This is a genomic window from Paraburkholderia lebeckiae, from assembly GCF_050436325.1.
GTDB classification, from domain to species: domain Bacteria; phylum Pseudomonadota; class Gammaproteobacteria; order Burkholderiales; family Burkholderiaceae; genus Paraburkholderia; species Paraburkholderia tuberum.
Genome location: NZ_JBNDLZ010000003.1, coordinates 3,676,383 through 3,696,798, shown reverse-complemented (window position 1 = coordinate 3,696,798; position 20,416 = coordinate 3,676,383). Strand labels below are relative to the sequence as shown.

The window sequence follows — 20,416 nt, the reverse complement described above, 5'->3', positions numbered from 1 at the left end:
CACCACTAATCCAGATATTGCACCGCTGCCCCGCCAAGCCGGCTGTACGTTCGGAAACGTCTACCAGCGCTTGCCTTCGGGTGTGTCAAGCAACGGTCGCAATTTTGCCGCAATGGCTTCGCGAGCGCGGAAAATTCGTGATCTGACTGTGCCGATCGGGCAACCCATCATCTCGGCGATTTCCTCGTAACTCAAACCCTCAATTTCTCGGAGAGTAATGGCGGTGCGCAATTCTTCCGGCAAAACCGCCATTGCAGCATTGACCGTCTCGGCGATCTGCTTGCTCATCAACATCGACTCAGGCGTGTTGATATCCCTTAGTTGGTCGGCATCGGAGAAAGTTTCAGCTTCTTCAGCATCCGCTTCGGTCGAGGTCGGCGCGCGCCGGCCTTGGGTGGCAAGGTAGTTCTTCGCGGTATTGACCGCAATCCGGTACAACCACGTATAAAACGCCGATTCACCGCGAAACTGCGGCAACGCGCGATACGCCTTGATAAAAGCGTCTTGCGCGACGTCTTCGACTTCGGCGGGGTCCCGCACGAGACGCGAGATCAGCCGGAGAATCTTGCGGTGGTATTTGGAGACCAGAAGCTCGAACGCGGCCTTGTCGCCCTTCTGGACGCGCTCGACCAGCACCTGATCAATTTCTTTTTCGCTCACCTGATAAATCCGTTAACTATAGGGCGCATGGCGGGGGACCATTGTAGCGTTCCCCTCGTGAGGGCACGTTACTACGGTAACAGCGGTTACAGTCGTTACAGTCAAGCGCCCGCCGCACGCCGGCCCAGCACGGAAAGTTCGCGGAAAACAGCGGACGGCAGCGCGTCCGCGGCGAGCAGCAGGGAGCGCCTGCGACCCGTCGTTGCACGCATGAGGCCGCGCCTTCGACCACCCTCGGGCTCGAGCTCAAGCACCAGCAAACGGCCGCTCCACTGCGCGCAACCGACCACGCGGCCCCGCGCGAGCAACTCACCCGCGTGGTTCCAGGCGGAAATCTCGCTCATCGCGACATGCAGCGCGATGGCCTGTGCCGCGTCATGCCTCACCGCGCAGAGCATGAGCAGTGCTGCGACGGCGAGCGTTAACGGAGCGGCCTGCCAAGCGCCCACTCGCGGCGCGAGACAGGTATAAACGGCTAACGTCGCAATCAGCACGAACGCTCCCACCGCGGCACGCATTGCGATAGAGCGACGCAGCGTGATCCGCTGCGCTACCCTACCCAACGTTGCCGGTGCGGGGGAAAGCGCCGGCGAAGCCGGCGTCGTGAACTGACGCGTCACCCGAGATCAGGCGATCAGGCGCGCTTGAACACCAGCGTGCCGTTCGTGCCGCCGAACCCGAACGAGTTCTTCAGCGCGACGTCGATCTTCATTTCCCGCGCGGTGTTCGCGCAGTAATCGAGATCACAGGCCGGGTCCTGGTTGAAAATATTGATGGTCGGAGGCGACACCTGGTGATGCACGGCGAGCACCGTGAACACCGACTCCAGACCGCCAGCGCCGCCCAGCAGGTGACCCGTCATCGACTTGGTCGAGTTGACGACCATGTTCTTCGCGTGGTCGCCGAACGCCCGCTTGATGCCGGTCGTTTCCGCCAGATCGCCGAGGGGTGTGGACGTGCCGTGCGCGTTCAGGTAGCTCACCTGATCGCCGTTGATGCCCGCGTTCTTCAGCGCTGCGAGCATGCAGCGACGTGCGCCGTCACCGTCTTCGAGCGGCGCGGTCATGTGATACGCATCGCCGCTCATGCCGTAGCCGCCGATTTCCGCGTAGATCTTCGCGCCGCGCGCCTTTGCGTGCTCGTATTCTTCGAGCACCATTACGCCGGCGCCTTCGCCCAGCACGAAGCCGTCGCGGTCCATGTCCCACGGACGGCTCGCGGTAGCCGGATCGTCATTGCGTTGCGACAGCGCGCGCGCCGCCGCAAAGCCGCCGACACCGAGCGGCGACACGGTAGATTCCGCGCCGCCCGCGATCATCACGTCGGCGTCGCCATATTCGATCAGGCGCGAAGCCTCGCCGATGCAGTGCAGACCGGTCGTACACGCGGTAACGATCGACAGATTCGGACCCTTGATGCCGAACTTGATCGACAGGTGGCCGGAGATCATGTTGATGATCGAAGCCGGCACGAAGAATGGCGAAATGCGACGCGGGCCGCGATTGAGCAATTCGGTTTGGGTGATTTCGATCATCGGCAGACCGCCAATGCCCGAACCGACCACCACGCCAATGCGCTCCGAATTCTCGTCGGTGACTTCGAGGCCGCTGTCCCGCATCGCCTGGATGCCCGCAGCCACGCCGTAATGGATGAACGTATCCATGTGGCGCGCTTCCTTACCGGGGACGTAGTCCTCGATATTGAAGCCCTTCACCTCGCCGGCGAAACGAGTCGAGAAGTTCGACGCATCGAACTTCGTGATATTGGCAATCCCAGACTTGCCGGCGACCAGATTGGCCCAGCCATCGGCAACATTATTGCCAACAGGCGAAATCAGCCCCAGGCCTGTAACAACAACACGACGGCGGCTCACGGTAACCCCTTTTTCATAAATGACAAAAAGCAAAAGCCACAGCGGCCACAGGAATCGCCCTGTATGCCCTGTGGCTGTTTAAGTCGGCAATCGCGCGGAAAGTTGCGCTGTCAACATCGCTGGCTCCTGCGTGGCAAGCGGCGCGACGTATGGTGTGCCATGGACACGCCCGATAGCGTCGACCGTGCTGGCGCCGGCAAGCGGCACGGCAGGGCGTCATGCGCGGCCCGTGCAGAAACGCAGGCGCGAATGACCTTAGGCCTTGACGTTCGCGCGAGCGTAGTCGATCGCTTGCTGAACGGTGGTGATCTTCTCGGCTTCTTCATCTGGAATTTCCATGCCGAATTCGTCTTCGAGGGCCATCACGAGCTCAACGGTGTCGAGCGAGTCGGCGCCGAGATCGTTCACGAACGACGCTTCGTTCTTGATTTCCGCTTCCGCAACGCCCAGTTGTTCCGCGACGATCTTCTTGACGCGCTGTTCGATATTGTCCATTACCCCTCCAAGGGAAAAGAAGTTCAAAAATACAGGTGCGCGCATTTTATCAGGTTTGACCCGGCAAAAAAGCGGCGCATCGGGTTCCTGTCAACGCATGCGCCTCGTGCTTTCCGCAAACGCATCAAGGCGCGGATAGTAACCGAAATTGGTTACTGCATATACATGCCGCCGTTCACGTGCAGCGTCGTGCCGGTGATGTAGCCCGCTTGCGGCGACGCGAGGAACGCGACCGCGTGCGCGATGTCTTCCGGGCTGCCGAGACGGCCGAGCGGAATCTGCGTTTTCAGCGCGGTCTGCTGCTCTTCGGGCAGCGCCTTCGTCATGTCGGTATCGATGAAACCAGGTGCCACGCAATTGACCGTGATGCCGCGGCTGCCGATCTCGCGCGCAAGCGCGCGCGTCATGCCCGCGACGCCGGCCTTCGCGGCCGCGTAGTTGATCTGCCCCGGGTTGCCGGCCGAGCCGACCACCGACGTGATGTTGATGATCCGACCGCCCTTCGCTTTCATCATCGGACGCAGCACCGCACGCGACAGACGGAACACCGACTTCAAGTTGGTGTCGACCACGGCGTCCCAGTCGTCGTCCTTCATGCGCATCGCCAGTTGATCCTGCGTGATGCCTGCGTTGTTCACCAGCACGTTCAGCGCGCCGAATTCCTTGAGCGTGCCGTCGATCAGCGCTTCGGCCGCGGCCGCGTCGTTGACGTCGAGCACCGCGCCGCGGCCGTTCACGCCCGCCACCTTGAACGCTTCGGTGATCGCCGTCGCGCCGCTTTCGCTCGTCGCGGTGCCGATGACCGTCGCGCCCTGACGCGCGAGTTCCATCGCGATCGCACGGCCGATGCCGCGCGACGCACCCGTCACGATTGCGATCTGCTTGTCGAGAGTCTTTTCCATGGGTCAGTCCGGATGCCCTTCAAATAGGGCCGATTGATTCTTGTTGATTCGTCTGTCGAGGGATGCCGCTCCAGCGCGGCATTGCTCTGTCGATACCCGTTCGCGAATGCGCGCTCAGTCTGCCATCACAAGCTTCAGCGTTTCTTCGAGCGACGCCGGATCGAACACCGACGCGCCGACGAGATTGCCGTCGATGCGCCTGGTCAAACCCGCAAGGACCTTGCCCGGACCGCATTCGATCACGTGCGTGACGCCCTGCGCTGCCATTGCCTGTACGCATTCGACCCAGCGCACCGCACCAGCCGCCTGGCGCACGAGCGCGTCCTTGATTTTGGTCGGCTCGTTGACCACGGCGACGTCGACGTTGTTGATGACGGGAATCGACGGCACCTGCACGTCGATGCTCGCGAGGTATTCGCGCAATTGATCCGACGCCGGCTTGAGCAGCGACGAGTGGAACGGCGCCGACACCGGCAGCGGCAGCGCGCGCTTCGCGCCGTTCGCCTTCGCGACTTCGCAGGCTTTCTCGACCGCGGCTTTGTGGCCCGCGATCACGACTTGCGCCGGCGCGTTGAAATTGACCGCTTCGACGACGCCCGCCGCCGACGCTTCCGCGCAGACCGCCCGCACTGTGTCGTCGTCGAGGCCGAGAATTGCGGCCATGCCGCCTTCGCCTACCGGTACCGCAGTTTGCATCGCCTGCGCACGAAAACGCACGAGCGGCACCGCGTCGCGGAACGCAAGCGCGCCGGCCGCGACGAGCGCCGTGTATTCGCCAAGGCTATGGCCGGCGACGAGCGCCGGCGCCGGGCCGCCCGCCTGCTGCCACGCACGATAGATAGCGTAGCCCGCAGTCAGCATGACCGGCTGGGTATTGGTGGTGAGATTGAGATCTTCGGCGGGGCCTTCGGCGATCAGCTTGCCGAGGTCCTGGTTGAGTGCGTCGGAGGCTTCCTGAACCGTCTCGCGCACGATTGCGTAATCGGCGAATGCGTTGAGCATGCCGACCGCCTGCGAACCCTGCCCAGGAAAAACGAACGCGAATTTCATATCGTCCCCAAAAATCTGTTTAATCGGATGTGGCAGCCGGCCGCGGCTGCCAGATGGCGCGCGGTGTTATTCCGGCCGCACGGGCGCCGCCAGCGACACCACGGATGCGTCGTCCCGCTCAGTAGCGGATGACCGACGCGCCCCACGTGAAGCCGCCGCCGACGCCTTCGATCAGCACGTTATGGCCGCGCTTGATGCGGCCGTCGCGCACCGCGACGTCGAGTGCAAGCGGAATGGACGCCGCCGACGTATTGCCGTGCTCGCCCACCGTGACGACCATGCGCTCCTGCAGCAGGCCAAGCTTGCGGCAGGTGCTTTGCATGATGCGGATGTTGGCCTGATGCGGAATCAGCCAGTCGATCTGCTCGGGCTTCAGATCAGCTTTTTCCAATGCTTCGATCGCGACCTTCTCGAGCACGTTGACGGCAAGCTTGAACACCGCCTGACCGTCCATGTGCAGGAACGCGCTGCCGGCGACCACGCCGCCATTCACGTTGCCCGGCGTGCACAGAATGTTCGAATGGCTGCCGTCCGCGTGCAGCGCGCTCGAAAGCACGCCCGGTTCGTCGGACGCTTGCAGGATCACTGCGCCGGCCCCGTCGCCGAACAGCACGCAGGTGGTGCGGTCGTTGAAATCGAGAATGCGCGAGAAAGTTTCCGCGCCGACCACGAGCGCCGTGCGATGCTGGCCGCTGCGAATCAGGGCGTCCACCGTCGCCACCGCATAGGCGAAGCCGGAGCAGACCGCCTGTACGTCGAACGCGGCACCGTGATTCTTGATCCCGAGCTTGTTCTGCAGCAGGCAGGCGGTGCTCGGGAACACGAAGTCCGGCGTGGAGGTGGCGACGACGATCAGGTCGATGGACTGCGGATCGATGTCCGCCGCTTCGATCGCTCGCTGCGAGGCGATCAACGCGAGGTCGCTGGTCATGACGTCCGGCTCGGCGAAGTGACGCGCATGGATGCCCGTGCGCGCAACAATCCATTCGTCGCTCGTTTCGACGCCTTGCCTGGCGAGACGCTCAGCCAGATCCTGATTGGTGACGCGGTTGGGCGGCAGACAGCTGCCGGTGCCCAGCACGCGGGAGTAGATTGTGGATTGAGCCATTATGCCTTCGAGGATTGCGCAGCGTAGGGCTCGGCCGGCTGGCCTGCGATCGGGCTTGCGTGACCCGCACCGCTTGCGTCGCGCGCCGCCTGTTCGAGAGAACCCGCGTTCTCTTCCATCGCTCGCGCAAGGCGCTCCAGCACGCCGTTTTTGACGGCATCATACCCGCGTTTGATAGCCCACTCAAACGCGTACGCATCGGCTGAACCGTGGCTTTTGATCACGAGACCGCGCAAGCCGAGCAGCGCGGCGCCATTGTATTGCCGATGATCGACACGTTTCTTGAAGCGCATCAATACCGGCAGCGCGAGCACCGCCATCACCTTGGTCAGCCACGAACGGCCGAACTCTTCCTTGATGATGTTGGACAGCATCTGCGCGAGACCTTCCGACGTCTTCAGCGCGACATTGCCGACAAAGCCATCGCAGACGATCACGTCGACGGTGCCCTTGTAGATGTCGTCGCCTTCGACATTGCCGTGAAAGTTCAGTGTACTCGCACGCAACAGTTCGCCGGCGCGTTTGATGATGTCGTTGCCCTTGATGACTTCTTCACCGATGTTGAGCAGACCGATGGTGGGTCGCTCTGTTCCTTCGAGCGCGGACACGAGCGCGTGCCCCATCTCAGCGAACTGCAGCAGATGCTGCGGCTCGCAGTCAACGTTGGCGCCCAGGTCGAGCATCATCGTATAGCCGGTGGGATTAGGAAGGGCAAACGCGATGGCCGGGCGTTCGATGCCCGACAGCGTTTTCAGCACATAGCGCGAGACCGCCATCAACGCGCCGGTATTGCCGGCGGAAATGCAGGCTTGCGCCTCGCCTTCCTTGACGCGGTTCAGCGCCACGCGCATCGACGAATCTTTTTTCTTGCGCAGCGCAACCTCGACCGGGTCGTCCATCGCGACGACCTCGGTAGCAGGTACGACGGTCAGCGCCGGCAGATCCTGAGCCTTGAGCTTCTTCAGCTGCGCACGAATCGCACTTTCAATGCCGACGAGCAGCAACTGCGCATCGGGATGCGAACGAACGAAATTGACGGCAGCGGGAACGGTCACGGACGGGCCGTGGTCGCCTCCCATGCAATCTATCGTGAGCTTTACTGTCATGGAGTGCGACGAATTTCAGACACAAAAAAGCGGCAGTTGAATGCCGCCTTTTTGCCGAACCGGGAAAATGTCAAGCGAGCCGATCGCTGCGCGAAACGCCACAGGGCGCATCGCAGTCAACGATTAGTCGTTCTTCGTCTTGACGACTTTCTTGCCGCGATAGTAGCCGTTCGGGCTAATGTGGTGACGCAGATGCACTTCGCCCGTGCTCGGCTCGACGGCCAGCGGCGCTGTCGTCAGGAAATCGTGCGAACGGTGCATGCCGCGCTTCGACGGCGACTTCTTGTTTTGTTGAACTGCCATGACTAAAACTCCAAAAAATTTTCCGAATTCTAACACAGCCCGACACGGACTTAACCACTGGCCGAATGGCCAATGCGCCCGCATCGCGCCCCCTGCAACTGTTCAGTGCTTCTTGCCGCCCGGTTCGTCGCGTTTCAGACTTTCGAGCGCCGCGAACGGATTGCGCCGCTCGCTGGACTGGTCCGGCTTGCTGGGATCGCCAGCTCCTTCCTGCGCGGCTTCGTCGCCCTCGCCTTCGCTACCGTCCGCGCCCGAGACAAGGCTCTCGTGCACTTCGGGACAGACCTCGTGTTTGGGCACGAGCGGCAAGGAAAGCAGCAACTCTTCTTCGATCAAGTCGATGAGATCGAACTGGCGCGAGCCGACGATCACCTCGACTTCATCCTCGTCGAGCGGAAACTCTTCGGCTTCCGCCTCCGTATTGACGATCCGGTAAGTTGCATCGACGTTGAACGCCTGCGAATACGGCGTCAAGCACCGCTGGCATTCGAGCCACGCGGCACCGTGAATCGCCAGCCGCAGATAAGGCTGGGAACCTTCGGTGCCATCGTCCTGCAATTCCGGCTGCGTCGTCCCTTCGGCCTGCCATGTGAACGCGGTGTCGCGATCTGGCGCTTCCGCCGGGACTTCGTTTAACATGCGCGGCAGTTGCGAGACGCGCACGACACCCGCGGCCTGACGCCCGCTCCGCGCAAATTCAAACAGATCGAATTCATGCGGGTCGGACAGACCTGCAGGTTTGCCAGGATGTTGAGTCATGTGCGCTCCTGCGTTGGCAAGCATCTTGCGGGGGTGATTCGCGAAGGATGATCAGATCCGCCGCGAAGATAATCCGGTATGCAGGTAGCCAGTGGAGTCCGCGGCCGTTGCGTTCAACCCTGCCGTGCTTTCTTCAATCTGCGCCGAGCCCCTTCTCAAGTGCAAGCATACCGTGAAAAGCCCGAAATCATATCCGTTTTGTCTTTTCGAGTCAAACACTTAAGCCCGTACGTACGGGAGCCTCGCGCGATCCCGTACGACCCGCCTCTCCCGTTGCCCGCAAACCATGCCTGAATCCTACAAACGCCCGCCACGCCTGATTCTAGCGTCGAGTTCGCGGTATCGCCGCGAGTTGCTCGAACGCCTGCGCGTGCCGTTCGACGTCGTCGTGCCCGCGATCGACGAAACCCCGCTCGCCGCCGAAACGCCCGAAGCCACTGCGCTGCGCCTCGCCGAAGCCAAAGCGCGTGCGGTCGCCCAAGGCTTCGCCGCCGACGAACACGCGCTCGTGATCGGCTCCGATCAGGTCGCAACCTACGACGGCCTGCAGATCGGCAAACCCGGCACGCACGACAGGGCGCTCGCGCAATTGCAGGCGATGCGCGGCCGCGACGTGTTGTTCCACAGCGCGCTGTGTCTGTTCGACAGCGCGACGGACAGCGCGCAAACGATCGACGTGATCACCCGCGTGCGCTTTCGCGATCTGCCGGACGCGGCGCTCGACGCCTACCTGCACGCTGAAACACCGTACGACGTGGCCGGCAGCGCCAAATCCGAAGGGCTTGGCATCGCGCTGCTGGAGGCCATCCATTCCGACGACCCGACCGCGCTCGTCGGCCTGCCGCTTATCGCGCTGTCGCACATGCTGCTCGCGGCCAACTACCCGCTTTTGGGGGCCCCATGACCGGTACGCTCTATCTCATTCCCAACACGCTCGGCGAAGGCGACGCAAGCGCGCTCGATCTGGTGCTGCCAGCGCCCGTACGCGCCCGCGCGGCGTTGCTGCACTATTACATTGGCGAAAACGCCAAAAGCACGCGCGCGTTCCTGAAGAAAGTCGGCCCCGATCGGCCGATTCAAGAAATCGAGATTCGCGAACTGAACGTCAATACGCCGGCCGGCGAAATCGACAAACTGCTCGCGCCGCTGCTGTCGGGCACCGATGCGGGCCTCGTCTCCGAGGCTGGCTGCCCGGCAGTCGCGGACCCGGGCGCGCTGCTGGTGCGACGCGCGCACGAGCGCGGCGTAAAGGTCGTGCCGCTGGTCGGGCCGAGTTCGATTCTGCTCGCGCTGATGGCATCGGGGCTGAACGGCCAAAGCTTCGCGTTTCACGGCTACCTGCCCGTCGACATCACCGAGCGCGCCAAACGTCTGCGCGATCTCGAGCAACAGTCGCGCAAGAGCAGACAAACGCAGATCTTCATCGAAACGCCGTACCGGAATCGCGCGCTGCTCGATACCTTGCTCGCGACCTGCGCGCCGTCGACGCTGGTCTGCGTGGCGGTCGATCTGACGCTGCCGAGCGAAGTGATCGCAAGCCGGAGCGTCGCCGACTGGAAAAAGAAGGCGGAGATCGACCTGCATAAGCGGCCGGCGATTTTTCTGATTCTGGCGGCCTGAACGTAGACACCGGCCAGGCAACTGAGGGCGACCAGGGCCCGAAACTCACAACGCAAAGTCCGCGCGATCGGCCAAAACCGACCGCGCGGGCGTCTTTTTAAAACTGCGGGTTCAACGCAGATTCATTTTCGCGCCGAGCGCCATCGTCCGAACCGCGCCGGCGCCGATGGCCGCGCCGAATTTGCGGGCGACGCGATCCGTAATGCTCTCCTTCACCGTGTAATCGATGATATCCGGCGCCTTGAAGATCTCACGTGCGACGTAATCCGCATCGCCAAAACCGTCCGCGAGTCCAAGTTCGACGCTCTTCTGCCCCGTCCAGAAAAGACCCGAGAACATGTCCGGTGTCTCATGCAAACGCTTGCCGCGCCCCTGACGCACCGCGTCGATGAACTGCGCGTGGATCTGATCGAGCATAGTCTGCGCATGTTCGTCCATCTTCGGCGTTTCAGGCGAAAACGGATCAAAAAAGCCTTTGTTCTCGCCCGATGTGCGCAGTCGGCGCTGAATCCCCAACTTGTCCATCAGGCCGGTGAAACCAAAGCTGTCCATCAGCACGCCGATCGAACCGACGATGCTCGCCTTGTCGACGTAGATCTTCTCCGCCGCCGCGGCCGCGTAGTAGCCGCCCGACGCGCACATGTCGCCGACCACGACGTAGAGCGGAACAGCCGGATATTTGCCGCGCAATCGCCGAATTTCGCTGTTGATAATACCCGCTTGCACTGGACTGCCGCCGGGGCTGTTGCAATAAAGAATCACGCCGGCTGTATCGGAATCTTCAAACGCGGAATCGAGTGCAGTGTTGATATCTTCGGCGTTCGCACTTGCGTCCGTCGCGATCTCGCCATCAAGTGAAACCATTGCCGTATGACGGCCAGTCGTGGCGACCCGCTCGCCCGAGACGTTCAGCGCACCCCATACCGCCAGTGCGAGCAATGCGAGGAACAGGAAGCGGAAGAAAATCCGCCACCGTCGCGCGGCGCGTTGCTCGTTGATCGCGGCGAGCGCGATGCGCTCGAGCGCGGCCCTTTCCCAGCCGGGCTGGTCGGCGAGTGCACGGGAGCCGCCTCCCGAGGCAGGGTCCTTTTCGGGGGTCAAGTTGTCGGACATGCGGACAGTGGAAAAATGGAAGGGGAAATCAGCGCGTGACCGGCAGCAAATCGCCGTCAGGCAGCCAGAATACCGCACGGCCCTCGAGCGTATCGCGTTCCTCGACCTGCACGGGACGCAATCTGCCCCCGCGACACGGACCACCGACGCATTTGCCAGTATCCGGCGCGTAAATCGCGCCATGTGTCGCGCACATCAAGTATAAGCCGGACGATTCGAAGAACTGCCCCTCCTGCCAGTCGAGCTCCATCGGCACATGAGCGCAACGATTCAAATAGCCGTAGGCGCAGCCATCATAGCGGACGAAAAACACCACGGCATCCTGCCCGCCGAGCCGCGCGTCGCGCCGGATGCCGTCGCCACCGTCGACCAACTCGTCGGCCGCGCAAATGCGCATTGCCTGCGCAGCCGCGGGATTAGCAGTATCCACGCGGTCGGCGCTCATGCGTTCTCCCGCAGCCAACCGGACAGATCGCTGACGCTCGAAGCAACGAACTTCGGTGACATCGCATTCAGCGAATTCGCCGGATGCGCGCCATAAGTCACGCCAATGCCCGCCACGCCAGCGTTGAGCGCCATCTGCAGATCGTGTGTCGTATCGCCGATCATGACCGTGCGCGCCGTATCCTGCCCCAATTCGCGGGTGAGCTCGTGCAGCATTGCCGGATGCGGTTTCGAGAAGGTTTCGTCAGCGCAGCGCGTGCCGTCGAACAGGCTCGTCAGGCGCGCCTGGTCAAGCGCGCGATTGAGCCCGACGCGGCTCTTGCCGGTCGCGACCGCGAGCAGATAGCCGACGTCGCGCAACTCCTGGAGCATCTCGCGCACGCCGGGGAACAGCTCGGTAGCCTGGTCTTTTACAAGAAAATGGAAGCGGTAACGCTCAGAAAGCCGCGGATAGTCGGCCGGATCGAGCGTCGGTGCGGCAATCTGCAGCGCGTCGCGCAGGCCGAGGCCGATGACGTAGCTCGCGGCTTCGTCCGCGGGAACAGGCATGCCGAGATCGCGGCACGCCGCCTGGATACTGCGCGTGATATGCGCAGTGGAATCCATCAGCGTGCCATCCCAGTCAAACACGATCAGATCGAATTGCTCTCTAGCCATGCAAGGTCGTCTCCGGGTTGGACCCAGTGCGTAGTTCGTTGAGTTGTTCTATAAAGCCGCGGCAGTCGGCAGGCAGCGGTGCCTCCAGCTGCAGCGGCGCGCCCGTCGCAGGATGCGTGAGCCTGAGCCGGTAAGCGTGCAGAAACATCCGTTTGATGCCGGGCTTCGCGTTGGCGCGCGCAAGCGCCTTGTTCAGCGCGAAATCACCATATTTGGCGTCGCCGACGATCGGTAGTGCCAGATGCTGCAGATGCACGCGAATCTGGTGCGTACGCCCCGTCTTCAGTTCCGCCTCCAGCAGCGCATATTCCGGCCAGCGCTCGACCAGATTGAAGATCGTGTGCGAAGCGAGGCCATCGGCCTGCACGCGCACGCGGCGCTCGCCGTCGGCGGTCAGGTACTTGTGAAGTGGCTCCTTCACCGCGCGGCGGCGCCCCCAGTCGCTCGCCCATTCGCCGTGCACGCAAGCGTAGTAGCGCTTGTCCATCCGGTTATCGCGAATCTGCTCGTGCAGATGGACGAGCGCCGCGCGCTTCTTCGCGAGCATCAGGATGCCCGAAGTCTCTCGATCCAGCCGATGCACGAGTTCCAGGAATTTCGCCTGCGGCTGCGCCTCGCGCATCTGCTCGATCACGCCGAACGCGACACCGCTGCCTCCGTGGACCGCAACGCCGGCCGGCTTGTCGATCACGAGCAGATGCTCGTCTTCGAACAGGATGTGAAAGCCCGGCGCGGGCACGGGCACGCGGGCTGCGGTCTGATTCGGCTGCGCGACGCGGATCGGCGGCACACGCACCAGATCGCCCAGTTCGAGCCGGTACTGCGCGTCGATCCGGCCCTTGTTCACCCGCACTTCACCACTACGCAGGATGCGATAAATATGGCTTTTCGGCACGCCCTTGCAGACGCGCAACAGGAAATTATCGATGCGCTGACCAGCCGACCGGTCGTCGATTTCGAGCAGCGAAACCTGGTCGCTTGAAATCGAGTCTTCGACCGCGCCTGCAACCGATCTCTGGGATGTTTTGCCTAACTCTTTCATTCTGAATATAATTTGCCCAGCAGTCCGCGACGGCCGGCGCAGTGTCCGGCATGCGGGCGGATTGCGCGAGCGCAAGCGATAAACCGTTATTTTACTTGCGCCGGGGTCTGGTTGCTCGCCCTGAAATTGAGATGCAACAAGTTGCACGCACGAAGTCAGCACCCGGCAGGGACGGCGCCCGCAGGCGCGTTCGGTCAAGGTCGGCTTCGACGGTAACGGAATTTTGGTAAAAAAGAATTTAGCTTTCAGCTTCGTGATCCGGGTGGTATGACGCCCAGCTGGACGAAGCTGCAAGTCGCGAAAATACGGCGTGCGCCCAAGGCGTCTTGTAGAAAGTACAAGACATGGCGACGTCAAAAGAAGGCGAGACACCCCCAGCAGGAAAAGACGCGCCGCCTGCGCGAACTTCCCGTTGCGGCATGACCGCGGACTTCGGCCCTTCGCTCGCGCGCCCATTTGGCGCGCCGGCTTCAGAGGGCGAAGACTTATGAAGGTCTGCTGGCTAAACGCGGCGTGTCAGGCCATGATTTGAAGCCGTGTTCGCATGTGCCCTGCGGCACCGTGCCCGTTTTTTATCGGGCTGGGCCCTCTCAGGCAATTCTCCCGCCATCTTTCCCGCTCCAGCGTGTTTGTGAAAACACAATAAGGCGCGGCACGCCTACTCTCCCCGCTCTCGCGACTGACAACCGAGCAGCTGGGCCGGCGAGGCCGCTCTGGAGCCGTTCAATGAAACGAATGTTGTTCAACGCGACGCAGCAGGAAGAGCTGCGCGTCGCCATCGTCGATGGGCAAAAACTCATCGACATCGATATCGAAACCGCCGGCCGCGAACAGCGCAAAGGCAATATTTACAAGGGCATCATCACGCGCATCGAGCCGTCGCTCGAGGCCTGCTTCGTCAACTACGGCGAAGACCGTCACGGCTTTCTGCCGTTCAAGGAAGTCGCCCGCCAGTACTTCCGCGATGGCGTCGACATGCGTTCCGCACGCATCCAGGACGCACTGAAGGAAGGTCAGGAACTGATCGTCCAGGTCGAAAAGGAAGAACGCGGCAACAAGGGCGCAGCCCTGACCACCTTCATCTCGCTCGCCGGCCGCTATCTGGTGCTGATGCCGAACAACCCGCGCGGCGGCGGCGTGTCGCGCCGGATCGAAGGCGACGACCGTCAGGAACTGCGCGAAACCATGGCGCAGCTGCAACTGCCGGAAGGCATGAGCATCATCGCGCGCACGGCCGGCATCGGCCGCAGCGCCGAAGAGCTGCAGTGGGACCTGAACTACCTGATGCAGCTGTGGCGCGCAATCGAAGCCGCGTCGCAAAGCGGCACGGCCGGCCAGCCGATGCTGATCTATCTCGAATCGAGCCTCGTGATCCGCGCGATTCGCGACTACTTCCAGCCCGATATCGGCGAAATTCTGATCGACACGACCGAAATCCATGACCAGGCGCGCGCCTTCATGGACATCGTGATGCCGGACAACGTCGGCAAGGTAAAGCGCTACCACGACGACGTGCCGCTCTTCTCGCGCTTCCAGATCGAGCACCAGATCGAAACCGCGTACTCACGCACCGTGCCGCTGCCGTCGGGCGGCGCGATCGTCATCGATCACACCGAAGCGCTCGTCGCGATCGACGTGAACTCGGCGCGCGCCACCAAAGGCGCGGACATCGAGGAAACGGCCGCGCGCACGAACCTCGAAGCCGCCGACGAAGTCGCTCGCCAGCTGCGTCTGCGCGACCTGGGCGGCCTGATCGTGATCGACTTCATCGACATGGAATCGGCCAAGAGCCAGCGCGAAGTCGAACAGCGCCTGAAAGACGCGCTGAAGCACGACCGCGCCCGCGTCCAAATGGGCAAGATCTCGCGCTTCGGCCTGATGGAGCTGTCGCGTCAGCGTCTGCGTCCGGCGCTGTCGGAAGGCAGCCATGTGACGTGTCCGCGCTGTAACGGCACGGGCCACATCCGCGATACCGAATCGTCCGCGCTGCAAGTGCTGCGGATCATTCAGGAAGAAGCGATGAAGGAAAACACCGCGGCGATCCACTGCCAGGTGCCGGTCGAAGTGACCGCCTTCCTGTTGAACGAGAAGCGCGCCGAAATCAACAAGATCGAGTCGCGTTTCAAAGTCAACGTCGTGCTGATCCCGAACAAGCATCTCGACACGCCGCACTACAAGCTCGAGCGTCTGCGTCACGACGACACGCGCCTCGACGAGCCGCGCGCATCGTGGAAGATGGCCGAAGAAGCGGCCCGCGAACTCGAATCGGAAACCGGCTACAGCAAGCGCGCTGAGGAAGTGAAGCCGAAGCAGGAAGCGGCCGTCAAGGGCATCACGCCCGAGAAGCCGGCTCCGAGCGCGCCGGCCCGCCCGGCGGCTATCCCCGCTCCGGTCGCGGTGACGCCGGCCAGTGGCGGCTTCATCGGCTGGCTGAAGAATCTGTTCGGCATGCAGCCGGCTGCTCCGGCGCCCGCCGCGCCGGCCACCACCGACAAGCAGGCTCGTCCGCAACGCGGCGAGCGCACCGAGCGCGGTGAGCGCACGGGCGAGCGCGGCGGCGATCGCAACCGCAATCGCCGTGGCGGCGCAGGCGGTCGCGACGCGGCAGCGCGTGGCGAAGGCGTGACCGGCGGCCGTCAGGTGCAAGGTCAGCAGCCGTCGCCGCGTCGCGAGGAACGCGAAGGCCGCGAGGCACGCGAGGGCCGCGAACCGCGCGCGCCGCGTGAGCAACGCGAACCGCGTGAGGCCCGTGAAGGCCGTGAACTGCGTGAGGTTCGCGAGCCGCGTGAAGCGCGTGAACCGCGCGAGGCTCGCGAACGCGACACCCGCGGCGCCGAGCGCGCGGAAGCCGTCGAAGGCACGGCACGCGGTGAGCGTCGCGAGCGTGGCGAGCGCGCTGAACGCGTCGAGCGTGGCGAGCGTCGCAAGCCGCAGGCGGAAGCCGCCTCGGCGCTGACGCAAACCGACACGCAAGCTGCCGACGAACTGGCGCGCAACCGCGCCGCAGCGGGTGAAAACGGCGTGCCGGTCGATCAGGAAACAGTCGCACGTGACGGCGAAGAGCGTCGTCGCCGCCGCCGCGGCCGTCGTGGTGGTCGTCGCGAGCGTGAAGAGGACGTGAATGGCAATCTCGCGGCGGATGTCGCCGAAGCAGAAGGCGACAACGTTGCCGCCAGCGACGAAGCGCCGGTGCGCACCCAGCAGCCGGTCGAGCACACGCCTGCAGCCAGCGAAGCGAAGGAAGTGACCCCGGTCGAAGTGGTGGTCGCCGCCGTCGCAACGGAAAGCGCCGTCGTGGCCGAACTGCATGCGGCAGCCGAAACGCCGGCTCTCGCCGCGGAAAATGCCGCGAAGACCGAAAAGGTCGTGCCGGTGGAAGAGGCCCCGACGGCGTCGATCGAACCCGTGGCGGAGGAGCCGGCTATCGAAGCGCCAGCGCAGGCAGAGCAAGCCGCGTCGGCCGCGAGCGAACCGGTTACGCCGGCCGCTTCGGTCGAACCCGCCGCGCATGCCGAATCCCCGGCAGTCGAGCCGGCCGTGGAAGCGCAGCCGACCGTCCCGACCGAACCGCGAGCCGTCCCGGCTGCGCTCGACACCGCGGCTCCGGCCACGATCGTCGAGGCGCCGGCAGCCGTGCCGGCACCGCAGGCCGAAATCGTCGAACCGCGACCGGTCGTCGCAACAGAACCGGCCGTGGTCGAACCGGCGCCCGTCGCCGCGGCACCGCAGCCGGCCACCGTCCGCAGCGCAGCCCCCGCCGCCGCATCGGCCGACGCCTTGCAGCCGATCCTCGAGCAGGCTGGCCTGATCTGGGTGAACACCGACGCCGACAAGCTGCGTGCCGCGCAGGAAGCGGCGGCGCAGACGGTCAAGCCGCCGCGCGTGATCCGTGAGCGCAAGGCGCTGCCGCCAGACGACCACACGCCGATGCAACAGGTCGAAACGATCAAGCATCCGCAGTAAGCCGCGTCGTTGTTCGTGAAAAAGCCCGCCCTTTCCGGCGGGCTTTTTCTTTAGGCGGTCATTTGTCGCCGCGAGCCGCGCCGCTCCCCGTATACCCCGACAACGTCCGTCGCGCACCTGCCGCCACCGACATTTCCGATAGAATCAATCATCCCAGTCCGTTAAAGCACCTGACGAAGCATTTCATGTCACGACGCATCATCCCTGTTGCCGATCTCAGCGCAGCGCCGGTCATCACCGGCCCAGTGCAGACACCTAGCGGCGTGCTGCACGATGCGCTCGCGCGTCCGCTGCACGATCTGCGCATCTCGGTGACGGACCGCTGCAACTTCCGCTGCGTGTATTGCATGCCGCGCGCAGTGTTCGACAAGGACTATGCTTTCCTGCCGCACAGCGCGTTGTTGAGTTTCGAGGAGATAGAGCGGCTCGCGCAGTTGTTCGTCGCGCATGGCGTCGAGAAAATTCGCCTGACTGGCGGCGAGCCGCTATTGCGCAAAAACCTCGAATTCATGGTCGACCGGCTCGCCCGGTTGACGACGCCTGCGGGCCGTCCGCTCGATCTCACGCTGACCACCAACGGCTCGCTGCTCGCGCGCAAGGCGCGCAGCCTGAAGGATGCCGGCCTCACGCGCGTGACCGTCAGCCTCGACGCGCTCGACGACGCGCTGTTCCGCCGCATGAACGACGCCGACTTCGCGGTCGCCGACGTGCTCGATGGCATCGCCGCCGCGCACGCGGTCGGGCTCGCGCCGGTCAAAATAAACATGGTCGTCAAACGCGGTACCAACGACGGCGAAATTGTCCCCATGGCGCGTCATTTCAAAGGCACGGGCGCGGTGCTGCGCTTCATCGAATACATGGACGTCGGCACCTCGAACGGCTGGAACATGACCGAAGTGCTGCCTTCCGCCGACGTCGTCACGCGCATCGCCGAGCATTTCCCGCTGGTGCCGCTCGAAGCGCACAGCGCCGCCGAAACTGCGCAACGCTGGGGTTATGTCGACGGCGGCGGCGAGATCGGCGTCATTTCGAGCGTCACCCGCGCGTTCTGCGGCAATTGCACGCGCGCGCGTTTGTCGACCGAGGGCAAGCTATACCTGTGCCTGTTCGCATCGACCGGACATGACCTGCGCGCGCTGTTGCGCGGCGGTGCGAGCGATGCCGGGATCGCCACCGCCATCGCCGAAATCTGGCAGGGCCGCGGCGACCGCTACTCGCAGCTGCGCGGCAGCCAGCCGGCCGATCAGGGCGAGCCGGCCAAGCGTCGCGTCGAAATGTCCTACATCGGCGGCTGAGCGGCCGACGCATGTCCATCCCCCGCGAACAGATCACTGGCCTCGTGCTCGCGGGCGGGCGCGGCACGCGCATGGGCGGCGTCGACAAGGGGTTGCAGCCGCTGCACGGCGAACCGCTCGCCGCTCACGTGCTGCGGCGCCTCGCGCCGCAGACCGGCCCGCTGATGATCAGCGCGAACCGCCATCCCGACACCTATGCGGCGCTCGGCGCGCCATATCGCGCAACGCTCGTCGCCGACACCCTCCCCGACTTTCCCGGCCCGCTCGCCGGCATGCTCGCCGGACTGCGCGCCGCCGGCACGGCGTACCTGCTGAGCGCGCCCTGCGATTCGCCGTGGCTACCGGCCGACCTCGCCGCGCGCCTCGCGGATGCGCTCGACGCGAACCACGCCGACATCGCAGCGGTCACCACCGTCGACACCGGTGGAGAAACCTCCCTGCACCCGGTATTCGCACTGATGCGCACCGCCGTCGCGGACGACCTGGCCGCGTTTCTGGCCTCCGGCGAGCGCAAGGTCCGCGCGTGGTACGCGCGCCACAAGACGGTCGAAGTCGTCTTTGCCGACGAGCGCGCGTTTTACAATGCCAACTCGTTACAAGAACTCGCCGACCTCGAACGCAATCGAGGCCCCGGCTGACATCCGCTCCGGCCGCACGGCAACAGCCGCGCCCGTCACCGGTCGCGACGCCCAGCCATTCATGACCACGCTCAACGACTTTTCCCGCTGCGTCGCGCAGTACGATCCTCATGCGCTACCCGTCCCGGCCGCTCAGGCGATCGTCCGGCAATGGGCGACGCCGGTCGCGGCCGTCGAGCGCTTGGCGTTGCGCGATGCACTCGACCGCGTGCTAGCCGCCGACATCGTGTCGCCGATCGACGTGCCCGCGCACGACAACTCCGCGATGGACGGCTACGCGTTCAATCACGCAGCGCTCGCCGCCGGTATGCGAGGCGGCGCGGACAGCGTCGAGCTGACGCTCGCCGGCAAGGCGCTCGCCGGTCATCCGTTCACGGGCCGCGTCGCGGCGAACCAGTGCGTGCGCGTGATGACGGGCGCCTGCATGCCCGCCGGTTGCGACACCGTCGTGCCGCAGGAACAGGTGGAGCGCGACGGTGCGGATTCCACGTCGATCCGCTTCGCCGCCAGCGCGGTGGCGGCGGGCGCGAACCGCCGCCGTGCCGGCGAAGACCTCGCGCGCGGCCACGTCGCGCTGCATGCCGGCCGCATCGTGCGCGCCTCGGACCTCGGCCTGCTCGCGTCGCTCGGCATTGGCGAAGTCAGCGTGCGGCGGCGTCTGCGCGTCGCGTTCTTTTCGACCGGCGACGAACTGCGCTCGCTCGGCGAGCCGCTCGACGCGGGCTCGGTCTACGACAGCAACCGCTACACGCTGTTTGCGATGCTGCGGCACCTGAACATCGACGCGCTCGATCTCGGCGTCGTGCGCGACGAGCCGGCCGCGCTCGAAGCCGCGCTGCGCAGTGCCGCGGCCAACGCCGACGTGGTGCTGACTTCGGGCGGCGTGTCGGTGGGCGAAGCGGACTTCACGAAGCGACTGCTACAGACTTTTGGCGACGTCGCCTTCTGGAGTCTCGCGATGCGTCCCGGCCGGCCGCTCGCGTTCGGCCGCCTGTGGTCCGGCGAAAAGCCCGGGCTCGGCAAACCTGCGCTATTCTTCGGCCTGCCCGGCAACCCGGTCGCCGTGATGGTGACGTTCTATCAGATAGTGCGCGAAGCGCTGCTTCTGATGGCCGGCGCGACGCCGCGGCCGCTGCCGGTGATTCACGCGACGAGCCGCGTGGCGGTGGGCAAGCGCGCGGGCCGCACCGAATTCCAGCGCGGCATCGCCGAACAGGACGCGCACGGACACTGGCACGCGAGCCCGACCGGATCGCAAAGCTCAGGCGTGCTGAGCTCGATGAGCGAAGCGAACTGCTTCATCGTGCTCGGCCACGACGAGGGCGACATCGACGTCGGCGATCGCGTGTCGATCATGCTGTTCGACGGTCTCATCTGACGTTCCAGGC

20 protein-coding genes are annotated in these 20,416 nt (G+C 64.2%); 6 read left to right on the top strand and 14 right to left on the bottom strand.

Going from position 1 to position 20,416, the window contains the following annotated elements:
* Positions 1-60 precede the first annotated feature (60 nt).
* From rpoE to OKW44_RS35065, 10 genes are all read right to left on the bottom strand, one after another.
* Positions 61-660 (bottom strand): RNA polymerase sigma factor RpoE, encoded by a 600-nt coding sequence (gene rpoE, locus OKW44_RS35110; protein ID WP_006051939.1) that lies wholly within the window; start codon positions 658-660, stop codon positions 61-63.
* 101 nt (positions 661-761) lie between these two features.
* Complete coding sequence (locus tag OKW44_RS35105; protein ID WP_343219828.1) at positions 762-1,154, bottom strand: hypothetical protein; 393 nt, start codon at positions 1,152-1,154, stop codon at positions 762-764.
* Positions 1,155-1,294: 140 nt separating this feature from the next.
* Positions 1,295-2,533, bottom strand: coding sequence for a beta-ketoacyl-ACP synthase II (gene fabF / locus OKW44_RS35100; RefSeq protein WP_018421283.1), 1,239 nt, complete (start codon positions 2,531-2,533; stop codon positions 1,295-1,297).
* A 255-nt stretch (positions 2,534-2,788) separates the two neighbouring features.
* A complete protein-coding gene (gene acpP, locus OKW44_RS35095) occupies positions 2,789-3,028 on the bottom strand; it encodes an acyl carrier protein (protein ID WP_004197638.1) in 240 nt (79 codons plus the stop codon).
* Between the two features lie 152 nt (positions 3,029-3,180).
* On the bottom strand, positions 3,181-3,930 hold the full coding sequence (fabG, locus tag OKW44_RS35090) for a 3-oxoacyl-ACP reductase FabG (RefSeq protein ID WP_018421284.1): 750 nt from the start codon (positions 3,928-3,930) through the stop codon (positions 3,181-3,183).
* Positions 3,931-4,044: 114 nt separating this feature from the next.
* Positions 4,045-4,980: an ACP S-malonyltransferase gene (gene fabD / locus OKW44_RS35085; RefSeq protein ID WP_018421285.1), complete on the bottom strand. Its 936-nt coding sequence runs from the start codon at positions 4,978-4,980 to the stop codon at positions 4,045-4,047.
* Positions 4,981-5,098: 118 nt separating this feature from the next.
* Positions 5,099-6,088, bottom strand: coding sequence for a beta-ketoacyl-ACP synthase III (locus OKW44_RS35080; RefSeq protein WP_018421286.1), 990 nt, complete (start codon positions 6,086-6,088; stop codon positions 5,099-5,101).
* Positions 6,088-7,194 carry a phosphate acyltransferase PlsX gene (gene plsX / locus OKW44_RS35075; protein ID WP_026225956.1) on the bottom strand — a complete coding sequence of 369 codons (1,107 nt, stop codon included), beginning with the start codon at positions 7,192-7,194 and terminating at the stop codon, positions 6,088-6,090. Before plsX ends, OKW44_RS35080 begins: the two co-directional genes overlap by 1 nt.
* 123 nt (positions 7,195-7,317) lie before the next feature.
* Entirely contained in the window at positions 7,318-7,497 is a 180-nt protein-coding gene (gene rpmF, locus OKW44_RS35070) for a 50S ribosomal protein L32 (protein ID WP_018421288.1), read from the bottom strand.
* A 102-nt stretch (positions 7,498-7,599) separates the two neighbouring features.
* Positions 7,600-8,256, bottom strand: a complete 657-nt coding sequence (locus OKW44_RS35065; RefSeq protein WP_018421289.1) for a DUF177 domain-containing protein — start codon at positions 8,254-8,256, stop codon at positions 7,600-7,602.
* Between the two features lie 286 nt (positions 8,257-8,542).
* On the opposite strand from OKW44_RS35065, the gene OKW44_RS35060 reads away from it, so the two are divergent.
* Entirely contained in the window at positions 8,543-9,160 is a 618-nt protein-coding gene (locus OKW44_RS35060; RefSeq protein ID WP_018421290.1) for a Maf-like protein, read from the top strand.
* Positions 9,157-9,876, top strand: a complete 720-nt coding sequence (locus OKW44_RS35055; RefSeq protein WP_018421291.1) for an SAM-dependent methyltransferase — start codon at positions 9,157-9,159, stop codon at positions 9,874-9,876. The genes OKW44_RS35060 and OKW44_RS35055 overlap by 4 nt, the downstream gene beginning before the upstream one ends.
* 111 nt (positions 9,877-9,987) lie before the next feature.
* Here OKW44_RS35055 and OKW44_RS35050 read toward each other — a convergent pair whose 3' ends face one another.
* The 4 genes from OKW44_RS35050 to OKW44_RS35035 are packed head-to-tail and all read right to left on the bottom strand — an operon-like array spanning position 9,988 to position 13,132.
* A complete protein-coding gene (locus OKW44_RS35050) occupies positions 9,988-10,989 on the bottom strand; it encodes a S49 family peptidase (RefSeq protein WP_018421292.1) in 1,002 nt (333 codons plus the stop codon).
* A gap of 28 nt (positions 10,990-11,017) precedes the next feature.
* Positions 11,018-11,434 carry a Rieske (2Fe-2S) protein gene (locus tag OKW44_RS35045; RefSeq protein WP_018421293.1) on the bottom strand — a complete coding sequence of 139 codons (417 nt, stop codon included), beginning with the start codon at positions 11,432-11,434 and terminating at the stop codon, positions 11,018-11,020.
* Positions 11,431-12,090, bottom strand: coding sequence for an HAD-IA family hydrolase (locus OKW44_RS35040; protein ID WP_018421294.1), 660 nt, complete (start codon positions 12,088-12,090; stop codon positions 11,431-11,433). The genes OKW44_RS35045 and OKW44_RS35040 overlap by 4 nt, the downstream gene beginning before the upstream one ends.
* A complete protein-coding gene (locus tag OKW44_RS35035) occupies positions 12,083-13,132 on the bottom strand; it encodes an RluA family pseudouridine synthase (RefSeq protein WP_018421295.1) in 1,050 nt (349 codons plus the stop codon). Before OKW44_RS35035 ends, OKW44_RS35040 begins: the two co-directional genes overlap by 8 nt.
* A 726-nt stretch (positions 13,133-13,858) precedes the next feature.
* On the opposite strand from OKW44_RS35035, the gene OKW44_RS35030 reads away from it, so the two are divergent.
* From OKW44_RS35030 to moeA, 4 genes are all read left to right on the top strand, one after another.
* Positions 13,859-17,095, top strand: a complete 3,237-nt coding sequence (locus OKW44_RS35030; RefSeq protein WP_026225958.1) for an Rne/Rng family ribonuclease — start codon at positions 13,859-13,861, stop codon at positions 17,093-17,095.
* A 185-nt stretch (positions 17,096-17,280) separates the two neighbouring features.
* On the top strand, positions 17,281-18,390 hold the full coding sequence (moaA, locus tag OKW44_RS35025; protein ID WP_018421297.1) for a GTP 3',8-cyclase MoaA: 1,110 nt from the start codon (positions 17,281-17,283) through the stop codon (positions 18,388-18,390).
* An 11-nt stretch (positions 18,391-18,401) separates the two neighbouring features.
* On the top strand, positions 18,402-19,028 hold the full coding sequence (gene mobA, locus OKW44_RS35020) for a molybdenum cofactor guanylyltransferase MobA (RefSeq protein ID WP_018421298.1): 627 nt from the start codon (positions 18,402-18,404) through the stop codon (positions 19,026-19,028).
* Between the two features lie 61 nt (positions 19,029-19,089).
* A complete protein-coding gene (gene moeA, locus OKW44_RS35015; protein WP_018421299.1) occupies positions 19,090-20,406 on the top strand; it encodes a molybdopterin molybdotransferase MoeA in 1,317 nt (438 codons plus the stop codon).
* The last annotated feature ends 10 nt before the right edge of the window (positions 20,407-20,416 follow it).

Bases quoted from the DNA above. Each gene is read 5' to 3' on its own strand.
- moeA (WP_018421299.1), top strand. From the start codon at position 19,090: ATGACCACGCTCAACGACTTTTCCCGCTGCGTCGCGCAGTACGATCCT.
- OKW44_RS35080 (WP_018421286.1), bottom strand. From the start codon at position 6,088: ATGGCTCAATCCACAATCTACTCCCGCGTGCTGGGCACCGGCAGCTGT.
- moaA (WP_018421297.1), top strand. From the start codon at position 17,281: ATGTCACGACGCATCATCCCTGTTGCCGATCTCAGCGCAGCGCCGGTC.
- mobA (WP_018421298.1), top strand. From the start codon at position 18,402: ATGTCCATCCCCCGCGAACAGATCACTGGCCTCGTGCTCGCGGGCGGG.
- rpmF (WP_018421288.1), bottom strand. From the start codon at position 7,497: ATGGCAGTTCAACAAAACAAGAAGTCGCCGTCGAAGCGCGGCATGCAC.
- plsX (WP_026225956.1), bottom strand. From the start codon at position 7,194: ATGACAGTAAAGCTCACGATAGATTGCATGGGAGGCGACCACGGCCCG.
- OKW44_RS35045 (WP_018421293.1), bottom strand. From the start codon at position 11,434: ATGAGCGCCGACCGCGTGGATACTGCTAATCCCGCGGCTGCGCAGGCA.
- OKW44_RS35060 (WP_018421290.1), top strand. From the start codon at position 8,543: ATGCCTGAATCCTACAAACGCCCGCCACGCCTGATTCTAGCGTCGAGT.
- fabG (WP_018421284.1), bottom strand. From the start codon at position 3,930: ATGGAAAAGACTCTCGACAAGCAGATCGCAATCGTGACGGGTGCGTCG.
- OKW44_RS35035 (WP_018421295.1), bottom strand. From the start codon at position 13,132: ATGAAAGAGTTAGGCAAAACATCCCAGAGATCGGTTGCAGGCGCGGTC.
- acpP (WP_004197638.1), bottom strand. From the start codon at position 3,028: ATGGACAATATCGAACAGCGCGTCAAGAAGATCGTCGCGGAACAACTG.
- fabD (WP_018421285.1), bottom strand. From the start codon at position 4,980: ATGAAATTCGCGTTCGTTTTTCCTGGGCAGGGTTCGCAGGCGGTCGGC.
- OKW44_RS35065 (WP_018421289.1), bottom strand. From the start codon at position 8,256: ATGACTCAACATCCTGGCAAACCTGCAGGTCTGTCCGACCCGCATGAA.
- OKW44_RS35055 (WP_018421291.1), top strand. From the start codon at position 9,157: ATGACCGGTACGCTCTATCTCATTCCCAACACGCTCGGCGAAGGCGAC.
- OKW44_RS35040 (WP_018421294.1), bottom strand. From the start codon at position 12,090: ATGGCTAGAGAGCAATTCGATCTGATCGTGTTTGACTGGGATGGCACG.
- OKW44_RS35030 (WP_026225958.1), top strand. From the start codon at position 13,859: ATGAAACGAATGTTGTTCAACGCGACGCAGCAGGAAGAGCTGCGCGTC.
- OKW44_RS35050 (WP_018421292.1), bottom strand. From the start codon at position 10,989: ATGTCCGACAACTTGACCCCCGAAAAGGACCCTGCCTCGGGAGGCGGC.